Source organism: Candidatus Methylomirabilis sp. (assembly GCA_036000645.1).
In the GTDB taxonomy this organism is placed as follows: Bacteria; Methylomirabilota; Methylomirabilia; order Methylomirabilales; family JACPAU01; genus JACPAU01.
Genome location: DASYVA010000027.1, coordinates 1 through 13,670, shown reverse-complemented (window position 1 = coordinate 13,670; position 13,670 = coordinate 1). Strand labels below are relative to the sequence as shown.

The following is a 13,670-nucleotide window of genomic DNA, read 5'->3' as shown; positions in this document are numbered from 1 at the left end:
AGGAGGGGCTCGGGGTCCAGAGGCCCGAGCCCGAGCTGCTGGAGCCTCGCCTCCAGGCTGGGACAGAGGCCTTGCTGCCAGAGTTCCCGTAGGAAGGGACCGGTGCGGTCATTGCGGTACCAGTCCTCGTCGAACCGCTCCCGCAGGCCGTCGGCGAGCAGCGCTGCCCCCATCCACCCCCGGAGGGTGTGCGCCGACGTGCAGAAGGGATCCGCGTCCTTCAGGGCCATCTCGGGCGGCACCTCCGCCCGGATTGCCTGGCCCATGATAGTGCGGTAGGCCTCGGCCCGCGCCTCCCCGTTCCGGCTCTCCGGGAGCAGGAGCTCCTGCTGGAGGAGGGCGGCGCAACGGCGGAGGAGGCCGAGGAGCCTCAAGTGGGCCAGCCAGAGGGTGTCCCGAGGCTGGCCGATCTCCAGGAACCGCCTGAGCCAACCTCCCTCGCGGACGAGCCCACTCAACAGCGAAGCGTGGAGCTCGGCCACCGCGGCATCCCCGAGCCATCTCTCTTCGACCGCCAGGCCCCCATCGGTGTGGGCATAGTGCAGGGCGCGGCCGAGCTCGTGCCAGAAGGCCTCATACACCTCCAGGCCGGGGGCCGCACGCGAGAGGAGCTGGACGCGGTCCGGGACCGCGACCGGCACCGCCAGCGGGTGCAGGACCTTCCCGGGCCGGTCCTCCAGCAGCTCCAACCGGATGCGGCCGGCTGCGCGGAGATCGAGGCCGAGGGCCCGGAGCGTGCCCTCGGCGGCCGGGAGGAGGCGGCGCGCCTGGAAGAGGGGGTCCAGCCAGGGTGCCCGGAAGAGACGGAGCAGGTCGTGGAGCCGAGCTTCCTTGAGCCGGATGTGGAGGTGCCTGCGGAGCGCCCAGCCCAGCGTCTCCTCGTACATGGCCTCGGACCGCTCGAGGATCGCCTGGGCTTGCCTGGCCAGCCCTCGCAGGTCTGCCGAACCCAGCGTCTGAGAGAGGCCGGCCGCGCCGGGGTAGCCGAGGGCGGCGGCGCCGTCCCGGAGGCGGGCCAGGAGCTCCGCGCGCGCCGGGCTCACGCCCCGGAGGGCGTCGGCGTACGCCGCCTTGATCCGCCCCCGCATCGTCCGGTCCGGCTCATTGCGGAGGGCCTCCTCCGCGTCCTGGAGCGGGATCTCCCGTCCCTCGACGCGCAGGAGGATCCCCGCCTCGGCGCCCGCGACCCGGTCCCGCAAGGAGACGACCCCCGCCTCGAGCAGATGCCGGGCGGTGAACTCCGCCAGGGCCCTGAGCCGCGACCGCTCCGGACCTTCGGGGGCTGCGGCCCAGGCCTCCCGGACCTCCTGGTGGAGCGCCGGGGAGGCCAGGCGGCCGAAGCGCTCGTAGAGGGGCGCGAGCGGCCGGGCCGGCTCGAGGCCGGCGCTCTGCCGGTAGGTGACCTGGGCCAGCGCCCCGAGGAACGCCTCCGCGTCCTGGCGCAGGACGGCGAAGGGATCCCCGAGGGCATCAGAGGTCATCGTCTGCCCCCTCGCCCCCCTCCCCCTCGGGGCCGCCCCCTTCCTCCATGGCCTCGTCCACAAGCGCGTCGAAGTCCTCGCCGGCGCCCTCCCCGAGCTCCTTCCCCATCTTCTTCATCCAGCGGGCCACGCTCGCGGGGTTGTCCTCGTCCACGCCCGCGAGGCTGCTGTCATCGCCCAGCCGATCCAGCCGGTCCTCTTCGCTCCGGACGCGCGCGAAGCGGGAGAAGAGGCGCTCCAGCGCCGTGCTCCCGCACCGGGGGCACGCCGCCGTTCCGGGGTTGCTGATGCTGCGGATGAAAATGCTCACGCGCCGCTGGCAGCCGCCACAGCGATATTCATAGATGGGCATCGCCGGGTCCTCCCTCGCCATGGGGACGACACGATTGTGTCGCAATGCCGCTCGCGCCGTCAAGCCTCGGTCCGCCGGTCGTCGGGCCGGCTTTGCCCTTGACCCCGGTCCTGCCGACGTCTACTCTCGGGGAAATTTCTGCCACGCTCTCGGAGGCCGACGACCCGTGCGCTGCCCGCACTGCGGGTTCACGACGTTCCCCCACGCCAGCACCTGCAAGGAGTGTGGGCGGCCCCTCTCGGGGATGGCATCCGGCCCGGAGGTCCCCCCGCTCGCCGAGGGGGCGGCACCGCCTCCTCCGTCCCCGCCGGCTTCCTCCTGGTGGGGCACCGACCTGCCCCAGGAGGTCGCGGCCGAGCTTGACCCGGAGAGACTCGACCTCAAGGGGCTCAGCCTTCCGCGAAGCATCCTCGAACCTCGGGGGCGGGCTGAGGCGGAGCCTCCGGCGGGTGCGGCACCAGTGGTGGGGACCTCGACCGCCAGGCGCTATGGCGGCTTCTGGCTTCGGGGGATGGCCGCCCTGGTCGATTCCATCCTGGCGGGTGCGCTCGCGGCCTTAGCGGGCGCGGGCGCGGTCGTGGCCGCGGCGGGGGGTGGGGTCCTGGCCGGAGGGCTTGACGTGAGGACGGACATCGTGGCGGTGGCGGCGGCTCTTCTGGCTGCGGCGGGGGTGAGCCTTGCCTACCATACGCTCCTTACGGGGACATGGGCGCAGACTCCCGGGAAGATGTTCTTCGGCCTGACCGTCGCGCGCCCCGACGGGAGAGCCGTCAGTTACGGCCGCGCAGCGTGGCGATGGACCGCCTCCTGGCTGGCGCTCGGTCTCCTCGGGATCGGGGTGCTCCTGATCGCGGTCACGCCCCGGAGACAGGGCCTGCACGACCTGCTGGCCGGCACCGTCGTCCTCCGCCAGCCAGCCGGCTCATCTTGACACCCTCCCGTCCCGATGCTACAAAAACGGTTCCGGTCGTGTCGTGCGGATCCCCCGCGGTGCCGCTCCGGGCAGGTAGCTCAGTTGGTAGAGCACGGGACTGAAAATCCCGGTGTCGCCAGTTCAATTCTGGCCCTGCCCACCAGCAAATGCGGCCAGTTAGGCTCTCCCTCGCGTCCTTCCCCAAATCGGATTGTCACCACATTGTCACCGCAGAGGGGACCTCGCCCCCTCAGCGCGGGGTGAACCGTCCCCGCCCGTGCCCTCACCGTGGCCGTGCTGACGGCCTCACCTAGCTTGGCGCAGGGCCGCCACCGCCGTATGGTTTCGCGCTGGAGACCCTCGATCTCGTAGATGAGACCTTTCGGTGTCGGGACCCTTAGGATAACCTGTGGCCCCAATGACCGATTGCGGTCTACGGGCGCGTCCAAGCGGACGCGCCGTAGAGTCGGAGAGCGAAAAATGATCAGGGCACTGCAGCCTGCCCAGTGAGCGGGTCTGTGAGGTAGGTCATGACGGTTGTGAATCACGCTCCGGGAGATCTGCTCATCGACGACAACGCGGTCGTCAGGAACATACTCCGCGACGTCTTGACCAAACGGGGGTAGGCCGCGGACGCGGCGAAGAGCGGGCTCGAGGCGCTCGCCCTGTTCGAGCAGGGCCACTACAATGTTGTCCTGACCGACTTGTTGATGCCGGGAGTGACGGACAGGGACGTGCTCGAAGTGTTCCGCCAGCGAGATCCGAAGATCCCGGTGGTCATCGTGAGGGGGTCGCCGGTCCCCATCGACGAAGAGCGAGTCTCGCAGCGCGGCGTGGCGCTCGCGCGGAAGTGCCCGGCAGGCCCTCAGCCACGGCGCGACGCGTGCGGGGACGATCGTGGGCCGGGTAGTGGTCAGTCCGGGAGCGACGCCGGGCTACTTCGCAATCGCGAAGTTCCCGTCGCTCACATCGCAGACGCTGGGATTCTCCACGCTGCACACACGGATCCGCGCGGTCGTCGTCGCCCTGCCGAACACCCGCCAGTCCTGGGCCCCGTCGTTCGGGACGCTGCCGAACAGGGTCGTCGGCCAGGTCACCCCGCCGTCCCGGGAGAGGTCGATCTTGACGTTGCCGCCCAGCCCCATCGAGTTCCACTGGATCGTCTGGGTGCTGTTGCGCGGCCAGCTTTCCCCGCCGTTCGGTGCGAGGACAGTCAACGCGGCGTCGTCATTCTGGATGGTCCCGACGCCCTGGCCGTCCGCGACCGTGGCATTGGTGGCGTTGCTGAGATTCACGAGGAACGTCTCGTTGGCCTCGAGGCTGGTGTCCCCGTTGACGACGATCGCCAGCGTCTGGCTGGTCGTCCCGGCCGGAAAGCTGAGCGTCCCCGAGCTGGCCACGTAGTCGCTGCCGGCCGTGGCCGTGTCGTCGGCCGTGGCATAGTCCAGCGAGATCGTCTGCGTGCTGGCGGCAGAGAGGCTTACAGTGAACACCGCGCTGACCGTCCCGCTGTTCCCCTCGGTGACCGCCGCGTCCGAGATCAACACCGAGGGCGCGGGCGGTGCGGAGCCGCACGACGGAAACTTAAAGGAGGCGATCCGGGTCTGCCAGTTGGCGCCGTAGAGGATGTCGACGTTCGCGTAATACTCCTGGGTGTACCAGAACGTGCAGTCGTCCGTCGGGTCCACGCTCATCGTGCTGTAGTCCCCCCAGCGCCCCGAGCTGTGGAGCTGGTAGCCTGTTCCAGCGATGATGGTGGTCTCCAGCCCCATCTGGTTCAGCAGGTCGGTGGCTTCCCGGCCGACGTACCGTATGGAGGGGGACGTGATGAGGCTCGACACGCTGAAGCCCAGCGCCATGTTGCCGGCCGCGTCCATGGCGACGCTCCCCATCCAGCGGTGCAGGCCATCGGCGGGGGCATACGTCCCCTGCTGGTGCATGCTCCAGGCGCTCCCGCCATTGCGCAGCTCGTACCAGCGGATCCCAGCCCGGTCCGTCCCGTCCACGTCCACGGTGTGGTTGACCACCAGCGTCTCGTGGGTGCCAAAGTAGCGGTACTGTAGCCGGTACATCAGCCGGTCGGAGAGGGCATCCACGGGCGGGGACGGAAGTCCCAGGATGTCGACCCCTGGTTGCGGAATGCAGTTCGGGGCGTAGCCGCACATGTCGGAATCGAAGGGCGCGGTTGTCACCTCGATGCCGACGTCGGACCCGGGTGGGTTGGGCCCGAAGGTCGAGCTTGCCGGGTTCGCCCAGTCGACGTGGAACGGCCAGATCTGCAGGCGATCCGCGACTGCGGGGCTGAACCATTTGCCGTCGTCCACCTGGACGAAGTAGTTGGGGGTGCCGGGTGGCGGCCCCGGGCCGTCGAGGTCGGCGGGGAGCATCCCGCCGCGGTTGCTGAGGGGAAGCTCGAAGGCCACGGTCTGGGCGGGCTGCCCGAGAAGCATCTTGTCGCGCTCGAAGGCGAGCGCGCGCTGGCCAGCCCAGTCGCAGGCGTAGAAGCCGAAGGGTGGGAACAGGTCCGAGCACTGGAACTGGTTGACCGCCAAGTAGTAGCCGTCGGGCCACACGCCGAACTTCGGGTAGTCGTTCAACTTGGTCTCGTGGATCGCGAAGGCGTAGCGGTAGTACAAGCCCAGGGGGTCGGGGCTCGTTGACACGGCGATGCACTGCCAGAACGGCCCATTCGGGAAGTTGGGGATCGCAAGCTGGCTCATGAACCAACGGTCAGCCAGGTGGTCGTAGAGCACGATGGGGTCGCCGTCGTTGCTCGTCTCGCACGCGCCCCCGAAGCCCTGCCACAAGGTGTTGCCGGAAGCAGGCCCGTAGAGCAGGGCACCGGACTTGTCATAGACGGCGAACGTCAGATTCACCCACTGGACGATGTGGCTCGGGCCGACGTCCATGTTGGTGTCGGGTGGCAGCACGACACCGACAATCCCGGCTTGAGCGTCACTGCTCACTCCCTCCCAGCTCGTGTCGATCAACGGTGTACTGGTCGCGCCAGGCGAGGACTGGACCGCAGGGTCGAGGTCGGCGGGGCCGCGCGGGAACCTGAGGTTACCCAGTCGGGCGAGGCGCCGTTCACGGAACTTTGGCCCCGCCGTTGGCGGAAGCGGCGCTATGTCGCGCAGCGCCGGGGATCTGTCGTGCCGGACCGAGCGCGACGCGACGGCTCCGTGTCCCACCGCCATGAGAGGCGGCGGCGACGGCGGGTCAGCATTGACGGGCGCCACGATCGAACTGATCAGAAGCCCGGGGAGGATGGCCCGGGCTAGAGCTCCGCGGTTCATGGTTGGCCTCCCGAAAGGAGTCGGGACCGGAGAGGAAGCGCGGCGCCGACTCGGAGTTGGAACCTCGCCGACAACATACGAGTGGCGGCACTGCAAACTCCGTCCGGCGGCTCGGGGGGCGCGGTGCTGGTCCGGCGAGACACCGTGCCAGGCAGAACACCGCCGAGCCGTCGTAGGTCGCGTGCCGTGAGAATCGTGGGAAGCATAGAAGCCCTTTCTGGTAATTCCCCTCAGGTTGGCCAGGGTGCAGACAGCCTTCAGCCAGGCCCATTCTGAGGGTGGGCGCACGATCGTTCCACGCGCGCGAAACCGATGGGGGATTGAGCAACTTGGGTGCCAGGCGGCTGCTCCCGGCAGCCGATCAGGGGGCCTGGACGGGGGGAGTCCCGGGAGGGGAAAGGGGCCTAAGCCGCGCTGGGTCCGTCTCGGGGGGGGCCAGTGCTCGGTGGACGGGGTGGCTCAGCCAAGGGTCGGCCAGGCCGGGCTGTGGCAAAGTCCCTCTGTGATGGGAACGCGGCGCCATAGTGGATATAGTGCGTCAGCTGTCTCGCCTTTCCTATCCGACCCGGGACAGTTTCTGCTTGACGCGCACGCTCCCCTTGTGGCAGATATGCGCTGCCATTCCCGGTGGGAATTCCCCTCAAGGTTCAGTGCGACGCTGGCAGCGAACATCGGCCCTCGGATTGTCCGAACCCGGCCCTAAGCGCGAGCCGGGTGGCCCCCGGCTGGGGCCCCGCGGCCGCAGGATCGCGCGCCAAACATCCCAGTGATAAGGAGGAGGGCACCATGACTGCGCGGCGTGTAAGACGTATCTTCGCTCTGGGGCTCTCCGTGGGGCTCGCCCTCGCGGCCGGCTCGCCGGCGCTGGCGCAGACCATCACGCTGAAGGGGGCCAGCCAGTTCGACGACACCCACTCCTTCAACCAGAACATGCTCACGCTGGAGAAGGAAACCAAGAACTGCTATGGCAAGCCGGTCAACTTCGTCCTGCACCGCAACCGGGAGCTTGGCCTGGAGAAGGACTACTTTGCCTACATGAGCCAGGGGCTGTCGGTGGATTATGCGGTGGTTGCTCCGTCTCACATGGCCACCTTCTCCAAGATGGCCACGCTCATGGATATGCCCTTCCTCTTCCGGGACATTGACCACTGGAACAAGGTGCTCTCCACCGGGGAGGCCTTGAAGCCGATCTACGACGACGTCCTGGCCAAGGCGGACGTCATGCTGATCAACTACGGGGGCGGCGGCGTCCGGAACATCGTCGGCAGGAAGGCCGTGCGCAGCATGGAAGAGCTGACGAATCTCCCGATCCGGGTGATGGGAGCGCCCATTCAGACCCGGATGTTCCAGGCCATCACGGCGGCGCCGACCGTCATCGCCTACGACGAGGTGTACAACGCCATCCAGACCGGGGTGATCCAGGCCGGCGAGAACGAGAGCCCCGGCTGGTCCCAGATGAAGTGGCATGAGGTGGCGCCCCACGTGTCCAGGACCCTGCACGCCGTCACGATCCGACCCCTGGTTTTCAGCGCGAAGACTTTCCGGAAGCTGCCGAAGGATCTGCAGGACTGCATCCTGAAGGCGGCGCCGGTCGCGGGGGTGCATGCCCGCAAGTGGGAGCGGGATGCGGACGACAAGATCCTGGAGCAGATGAAGGTGGAAGGCAAGATCCAGATCCATGACTTCAGGGATCGTGGCAAGCTCCTGGAATTGGCGGCCCCGGTGAAGGAGGCCTTCGCCAAAGAGATCGGAGCGGACAAGGTCCTGGCGGCCATCAACGCGGTGAAGTAGGTTCGCCGCTCGCGCCCAGTCAGGTGATCGGGTCCCCGGTCTGTTGCAGGCCGGGGACCCACTTTTTCTCCTGATCGGAAGGGGCACTCATGCGCGGACCCCCCCTCGTCAAGCGTCTGCTCGACGGATACTACCGGTTCCTCCAGACGCTGGCCTGGGTCCTCATGGGCCTGCTGATCGTCCCGGTGACCCTCCAGATCGTGTCCCGCTACACCGGCCTCATCCCCCGCTACATCTGGACCGAGGAAGCAGCCCGATTCTGCTTCATCTGGATCATCTTGATCGGCGCCACGATTGCCGTCCGGGATGCCACCCACTTTGAAGTGGATGTGCTCCCAACCCCTCGGAGCCCACGGGGGGAGGCCGTCATGCGGCTGGCGGTCTCCGTCTTCATGCTCGTTTTCACCTCCATCTTCGTCCTGTACGGGTACCAGTATGCGCTGTTTGGCTATACCCAGACGTCCGAGCTCACCGGCATCAATATGGTGCTCATCCACGGGGCCTATCCCGTTGCCGGGGTGACCTGGGTCCTGTTCCTGGGCGAACGGATCCTGGTCGCCATCTCCGCCCTTCGGGGAAACCCGCACGCGATCGCCCGGCTGCGGGGGGATCCCAATGTCGCCCGCTGAAGTCGCCGCGATCCTGTTTGGGACCTTCGCGGTCCTCGTCATCCTTCGCGTGCCCGTGGCCTTCGCCCTGGGCCTCGCCTGCCTGCCGATCTTCGCGCTGGAACCCCGGTTGACGCCCATCCTGATGATGGGCGAGATGACCAAGGCCTTCAACTCCTTCATCCTGCTGGCGGTTCCCTTCTTCCTGCTTTCCGCGAATATCATGAACTCGGCGGGCATCACCGATCGGCTCGTGGACCTGACCCGCTGCGTGGTCGGGCAGTTCCGCGGAGGTCTCGCCTACATCAATGTCCTGGTGAGCATGATCTTCGCCGGGATCTCGGGCTCCTCCACGGCGGATGCGGCCGGCGAAGGCTCCCTGATCATCCCGGCGATGCGCAAACAGGGGTATGACACGAGTTTCACCGTCGCCATCACAGCCTGCTCGTCGGTGATCGGAGTGATCATCCCCCCCAGCATCCTGATGGTGGTGTGGGGGGGCGTCATGAACGTGTCCATCGGGGCCATGTTTCTGGCGGGCTTCATCCCCGGGATTCTCGTGGGGCTCTCGCAGATGGTCGCGACCTATTTTTATGCGCGGAAGCGCAACTACCCGGTCTACGCTCGGGCGACGGTCCGCGAGTTCTTCCATGCCCTGGGCCGGGCGGCTGCCGCGCTGATGACGCCGGTCATCATCATCGGAGGGGTGGTGGGGGGATTTTTCACGCCGACGGAGGCTGCGGTGGTGGCGGTGCTGTATTCGTTCGCCGTCGGCCTCGTGATTCACCGATCCATCGGCCCGAAGGACATTCGGCAGGTCCTGTACAATACCGTGCGTCTGGCCTCTATTTCGCTGTTCTGCATCGGCACGGCCTCGGCCTTCGGGTGGATTCTGGCCTACTACCAGATTCCCAGGGCTGTCGTGGGCTACTTGGGCCAATTGGGGGTCGGGGTGACCAGCGTGGGTTTGGTGGAAGCGGCTGCCTTCCTCTTCATCGGGTGCTTCATTGATGCGCTTCCCTCGATTATCATTATTGCGCCGATCCTGGCACCCCTGGCGGCCAGCGTGGGGATGCACCCGATCCACTTCGCCATCATCGGGGTGGTCTCCCTGGCCTTTGGCCTCGTGACCCCACCCTACGGCCTGTGCCTTCTGATCGACTGCGCCATCGCAGGCGTCAAGGTGTCCGAGGTCATCAAGGACGTCGCCATCATCCTCCTGCCCATGCTCGTGGCACTCCTGCTCATCATCCTCTTCCCGGAGATGATCCTCTTCATCCCTCGGCTGCTCATGCCGAAGTTCGTGTAGGGATCTCCCGGGCCGCCCCGAAGTCGGCGTTGCGTCCGCCTCCAGACGTCCTGTCGACTTGTCAGGAGTCTGGATAACTCCGCGCCAGTTGTGCTCTTGACACACCCGCTCGCTCTCTGGCAGATTCACGCCGGCACTACCGTCCCGCCCGCCCGCCGAGTTCCCCGCTCGTGCTGCGCGGGAAGCAGGCCATGGCGTGCTTCCGGGGATGGATGCCGCCGCTCGCCGGAGGCCTCGGGACCCGGGTGTTCAGCCGGGAGGAGCTGCCGATCCGCCCATGGCCAAGGTGAACTGGGCATTGCGCTTCTACAGCGACGTGCTGAAGCTCCAGCATCTGCACTACGGGTTGTGGGAACCCGACCAGGCCTTGACGCTCGAGAACCTTCACCGCGCCCAGGAGGGGTACAGTCGCCACCTGATTGCGCTCGTTCCCCGGGACGTCCGGCGCGTCCTGGACGTCGGCTGCGGGACGGGGCGGAATTCTCTGCTCCTGCTGGAGGCGGGTTACCGCGTGGAGGGCGTTTCCCCGGATCCCTCTCAGGGGGAGAGGTATCGCGCCACGACCGGGGGAAGGGCCCAATTTCACCTGGGCAAGTTTGAGGACCTGACGCCCGTCGCGGGAGCCTTCGACCTGATCTTTATGGCGGAGAGCTGTCAGTACATCCCGGCGGAAGCCGGTCTCGCCCAGGCGGCGCGGTTCCTGAGGGGCGGTGGCTACCTCTTGGTCTCTGACTATTTCGTCAAGGGAAAGAAGGAGCCGGGGTGTCTCCAGTGTCGGTCCGGCCACGAGCTGGCACGGTACCTCCGGGCTGCCGAGGGGGCCGGGTTTGCGCTGAAGCGGCAGGAGGACATCACTGCCCGGGTGCTGCCGACCCTCGATCTGGCCCTGATGCTCTACCGGTCCTATGTCGAACCGGCGAAGGACCTCGGAGGCGCGTATCTCAACGAGCGACACCCGTGGCTCTCCCGGATCCTTTGGATTCTCTTCAGGAAGCGCGTCCACAGGCTGGAGGAGAGCCTTCCCTTGCTCGACAGCGCCGCCTTTGCCCGCTGCAAGAGCTACCTCGTGCTCCTGTTCCAGCGGGCAGCTAGTGTCCCTTGACCGCCGGCGCAGGATGCGCGACCATGTGCATAATGGGACCAGTTCGCTCCCGGGGAACATTCGCCTCCCTTCCCGTGTTGGGACGGGTAGGACGCCTCCCCGGAGATCGGAGCCGAGCCGCGGATGGATTCCCCCCGGATCCTTGCTGTTGCGACTGCCACCCCTCCCCACCGCTTCACGCAGGCCGAGCTCCTTGCGCTCTCCGGCTACCCGGACGCGCGCCGCCGCCAGTTCTTCACCGCCAGCGACATCGAAACCCGCCACCTGGCGATTGACCCGGCCACCTTCGATCCCGGCGAGCCTCTCGACCAGCTTCATGCGCGCTTCGCCGAGTTCGCGCCGGCCCTGGGCCAGCAGGCCGCGGGGGCTGCCCTCGAGCAGGCGGGCGTCGAGCCGGCCGCGGTGGACTTCGTCGTCACGACGACCTGCACCGGCCGTCTGTGCCCGAGTCTCGACACCCTCCTGATCCGCGACCTGAAGCTCCGGGAGGATGTGCAACGCGTGCACGTGGGGGATACCGGGTGTGCCAGCGGGATGGTGGCCCTCCAGCAGGCCAGTCACTACCTGCGGGCGCACCCCGGCCGGCGAGCCCTGGTGGTGGCGGTGGAGATCTGTTCGGCCGCGTACGTCTTGGACGAGGGTCTGGAGACGGCGGTGGCGAACGCCATCTTTGCCGACGGCGCCGCGGCAGCCCTCCTCGGCCCCGGGGAGGCCGGTCCCGTCCCCCTGGAGCACCACACCCTCTTCCGCTCGGACTACCTCCCGTTGATGGGCTTCACCTTCCCGGGCGGCCGTCCCCGGATCCTCCTGTCGAAGGACATCCGCCGAATCGGGGGAGAGATGGTGGAGGCCCTGGCCACCCGCATTCTCGCCGCCCACGGCCTCGGACGAGCCGCCATCCGCTTCTGGGTTCTCCACTCGGCGGGCCGCAAGGTCCTCGATCACGCCCGCCACCGTCTGGGACTCCGCGAGACCGACCTCCGCTTCTCGCGGAGCATCCTCCGCCGGTACGGGAACATGTCCTCCGCCACCGTCCTCTTCGTCCTGGAGGCGGTCATGGCCTCCGGCGAGCCCCGTGCCGGGGACTACGGCCTCATGATGGCCCTCGGGCCCGGCTTCGCGGCCGAGGGCGCTCTTCTCCGATGGTGAGGCCGGCCCTCCTCCCCCATTTCCCCCGGGAGACAGCCTCCGCGGAGCGGATGGACGCCCCCGATCTCCCCTCCGCGGATCTCGCCGGTGCCCTTCGAAACCTCACCTGGTTGAACCGGTGCTTCGGCGGCTTCCGGGTGGCCGCCCGCTTCACCGCGCGCCATCTTGCGGCGGCGGGGCCACCCCTCACGCTCCTGGATGTGGCCACGGGGGGGGCGGATATTCCGGCCGGCCTCGTCCGGCAGGCGCGCGCCGCGGGACGCCGGCTGCGCGTCCTCGCGCTGGATCGCCACCCGCAGACCCTCGCCGTCGCCCGGCGGGTCAGCCGGCCGTTCCCCGAGATCACCCTGGTGCGCGGGGACGCTCGCGCCCTCCCCCTCCGGGACCGGAGCGTGGATCTCGCTCTCTGCAACCTCAGCCTGCACCACTTCGACGACCGGGAGGCGGTCCAGGTCCTGGGGGAAATGGCCCGTGTGAGCCGCGCCGCCCTCCTGGTGAACGACCTCCGGCGGAGCCGTCTCGGGTTCCTGCTGACCGCTCTGCTCCTCTCCTGGTGTCCCAACCCCCTCACCCGCGCGGACGGCCCCCTCTCCGTCCGGCGCGCCTTCACGCTGGAGGAGGTCCTGGCCCTGGCGACGCGGGCGGGCCTCCGGGGGGCCCGCGTCTGCCGGCGCGCCTGGTTTCGCCTTGCCCTGGAGGCGGGCCCGGGGAGAGGGGGGGCCTCGTGAGGGGTCCCCGGGCAGTCCCCCTTGTCCTGGCCGCCGCGGTCCCCCTGCTCCTGGCCGCCGCCGCGGCTCCCCCCTGCCCCTCGCCGGCGGATGTCCCCGGCCGCCTCCTCCGAATCGTCCCCGAGGCCAGCAGCATCCGTTTCGAGGCGGATGCCGGGCTCCACGACTTCGAGGGGGAAGGGCCGCAGGTGGAGGGCTGGATCCTGCTGCCGGAGCGGAAGCCGGAGGAGGTCCTGGCCTGCGTGGCTGTGGCCGCGGCGAGCCTGCAGACGGGAATCAGCTTGCGCGACCACTTGATGCGGCAGAGCCACCTCGAGGTGGAGCGGCATCCCTACATCCGCCTCGCGGTGCGGGGCGCGCGAGGGGTGGAGGAGCCCGCCCCCGGGCGCCTGCGGGCGGAGGTGCTCGGGGAATTTACCCTGCATGGCATCCCCCGGGAGCGGGCCATCCCTGTCGAGGTTGCGCTGGATGGGGAGACCCTCACCGCGGAGGGATCCTTCCCGGTCCGCCTCTCGGATCATGCCATCCCCGCGCCGGCCTTTCTCTTTGTCCGGATGCGGGACCTGGTGAAGGTGACGGTCCGGCTCGTGGCGGGTCCGGAGGAGGGCAGGCCATGACGGGTGGCTCCCGGGCGCAGGTGGTGGTGGTGGGTGGAGGGCCGGCGGGAGCCGTTGCGGCGCTCGCGCTGGCCCGGCGTGGCGTCGAAGTTCTCCTCCTGGATCGTGCCCGGTTCCCCCGCCCGAAGCCCTGCGGCCAGTTCGTGGGCATGGAGGGGGCCCGCCTCCTCGCCGTCCTCGGCCTCTGGGAAGCCGTCCGGGGAGCCGGGGCTCGGCCGCTCGCCGGGGTCCGCATCGAGGCGCCGGACGGGTCGGTTCTCCTGGGCCGGTTCCCGGGAGGCCCGGACGGGACCGAGGACGGGCCGGCCGCTTTCGGCCTGGACC

12 protein-coding genes and 1 tRNA gene are annotated in these 13,670 nt (G+C 68.6%); 10 read left to right on the top strand and 3 right to left on the bottom strand.

Translation table 11 applies throughout. The annotated features are described in order from the left end of the window. Together VGT06_01355 and VGT06_01350 are read right to left on the bottom strand one after the other, a co-directional pair. The coding region (locus VGT06_01355; GenBank protein HEV8661778.1) for a hypothetical protein at window positions 1-1,481 on the bottom strand (1,481 nt) is incomplete at its 3' end. Next, complete coding sequence (locus VGT06_01350) at window positions 1,471-1,833, bottom strand: zinc ribbon domain-containing protein (GenBank protein ID HEV8661777.1); 363 nt, start codon at window positions 1,831-1,833, stop codon at window positions 1,471-1,473. The genes VGT06_01355 and VGT06_01350, both read right to left, overlap by 11 nt. Window positions 1,834-2,296: 463 nt before the next feature. Between VGT06_01350 and VGT06_01345 the strand changes: the two genes are divergently transcribed. Continuing rightward, window positions 2,297-2,764 carry an RDD family protein gene (locus VGT06_01345; protein ID HEV8661776.1) on the top strand — a complete coding sequence of 156 codons (468 nt, stop codon included), beginning with the start codon at window positions 2,297-2,299 and terminating at the stop codon, window positions 2,762-2,764. A gap of 69 nt (window positions 2,765-2,833) precedes the next feature. Continuing rightward, window positions 2,834-2,909: transfer RNA gene (locus tag VGT06_01340), tRNA-Phe, on the top strand. Window positions 2,910-3,681: 772 nt separating this feature from the next. Here VGT06_01340 and VGT06_01335 read toward each other — a convergent pair. Then, the gene (locus VGT06_01335) at window positions 3,682-5,712 is read right to left on the bottom strand and encodes a Calx-beta domain-containing protein (protein HEV8661775.1); all 2,031 of its coding nucleotides are present in this window, start codon (window positions 5,710-5,712) and stop codon (window positions 3,682-3,684) included. A 1,116-nt stretch (window positions 5,713-6,828) separates the two neighbouring features. Between VGT06_01335 and VGT06_01330 the strand changes: the two genes are divergently transcribed. The 8 genes from VGT06_01330 to VGT06_01295 form a co-directional block, all read left to right on the top strand. Beyond that, window positions 6,829-7,833: a TRAP transporter substrate-binding protein gene (locus tag VGT06_01330; protein HEV8661774.1), complete on the top strand. Its 1,005-nt coding sequence runs from the start codon at window positions 6,829-6,831 to the stop codon at window positions 7,831-7,833. 89 nt (window positions 7,834-7,922) lie between these two features. After that, a complete protein-coding gene (locus VGT06_01325; GenBank protein HEV8661773.1) occupies window positions 7,923-8,462 on the top strand; it encodes a TRAP transporter small permease in 540 nt (179 codons plus the stop codon). Continuing rightward, on the top strand, window positions 8,449-9,750 hold the full coding sequence (locus tag VGT06_01320; GenBank protein HEV8661772.1) for a TRAP transporter large permease: 1,302 nt from the start codon (window positions 8,449-8,451) through the stop codon (window positions 9,748-9,750). Before VGT06_01325 ends, VGT06_01320 begins: the two co-directional genes overlap by 14 nt. A 277-nt stretch (window positions 9,751-10,027) precedes the next feature. Next, on the top strand, window positions 10,028-10,852 hold the full coding sequence (locus tag VGT06_01315; protein HEV8661771.1) for a class I SAM-dependent methyltransferase: 825 nt from the start codon (window positions 10,028-10,030) through the stop codon (window positions 10,850-10,852). A gap of 123 nt (window positions 10,853-10,975) precedes the next feature. Then, window positions 10,976-12,001, top strand: a complete 1,026-nt coding sequence (locus VGT06_01310) for a 3-oxoacyl-[acyl-carrier-protein] synthase III C-terminal domain-containing protein (GenBank protein HEV8661770.1) — start codon at window positions 10,976-10,978, stop codon at window positions 11,999-12,001. Further along, window positions 11,995-12,729 carry a methyltransferase domain-containing protein gene (locus VGT06_01305; GenBank protein HEV8661769.1) on the top strand — a complete coding sequence of 245 codons (735 nt, stop codon included), beginning with the start codon at window positions 11,995-11,997 and terminating at the stop codon, window positions 12,727-12,729. Before VGT06_01310 ends, VGT06_01305 begins: the two co-directional genes overlap by 7 nt. Next, on the top strand, window positions 12,726-13,346 hold the full coding sequence (locus tag VGT06_01300) for a YceI family protein (GenBank protein ID HEV8661768.1): 621 nt from the start codon (window positions 12,726-12,728) through the stop codon (window positions 13,344-13,346). Before VGT06_01305 ends, VGT06_01300 begins: the two co-directional genes overlap by 4 nt. Next, window positions 13,343-13,670: FAD-dependent oxidoreductase (locus VGT06_01295; protein ID HEV8661767.1), on the top strand; the 328-nt coding region annotated here is incomplete at its 3' end. The genes VGT06_01300 and VGT06_01295, both read left to right, overlap by 4 nt.

What these genes read in the sequence shown, in the direction of transcription:
- VGT06_01305 (HEV8661769.1), top strand. Translation starts at nt 11,995, where the DNA reads ATGGTGAGGCCGGCCCTCCTCCCCCATTTCCCCCGGGAGACAGCCTCC.
- VGT06_01315 (HEV8661771.1), top strand. Translation starts at nt 10,028, where the DNA reads ATGGCCAAGGTGAACTGGGCATTGCGCTTCTACAGCGACGTGCTGAAG.
- VGT06_01320 (HEV8661772.1), top strand. Translation starts at nt 8,449, where the DNA reads ATGTCGCCCGCTGAAGTCGCCGCGATCCTGTTTGGGACCTTCGCGGTC.
- VGT06_01310 (HEV8661770.1), top strand. Translation starts at nt 10,976, where the DNA reads ATGGATTCCCCCCGGATCCTTGCTGTTGCGACTGCCACCCCTCCCCAC.
- VGT06_01330 (HEV8661774.1), top strand. Translation starts at nt 6,829, where the DNA reads ATGACTGCGCGGCGTGTAAGACGTATCTTCGCTCTGGGGCTCTCCGTG.
- VGT06_01325 (HEV8661773.1), top strand. Translation starts at nt 7,923, where the DNA reads ATGCGCGGACCCCCCCTCGTCAAGCGTCTGCTCGACGGATACTACCGG.
- VGT06_01350 (HEV8661777.1), bottom strand. Translation starts at nt 1,833, where the DNA reads ATGCCCATCTATGAATATCGCTGTGGCGGCTGCCAGCGGCGCGTGAGC.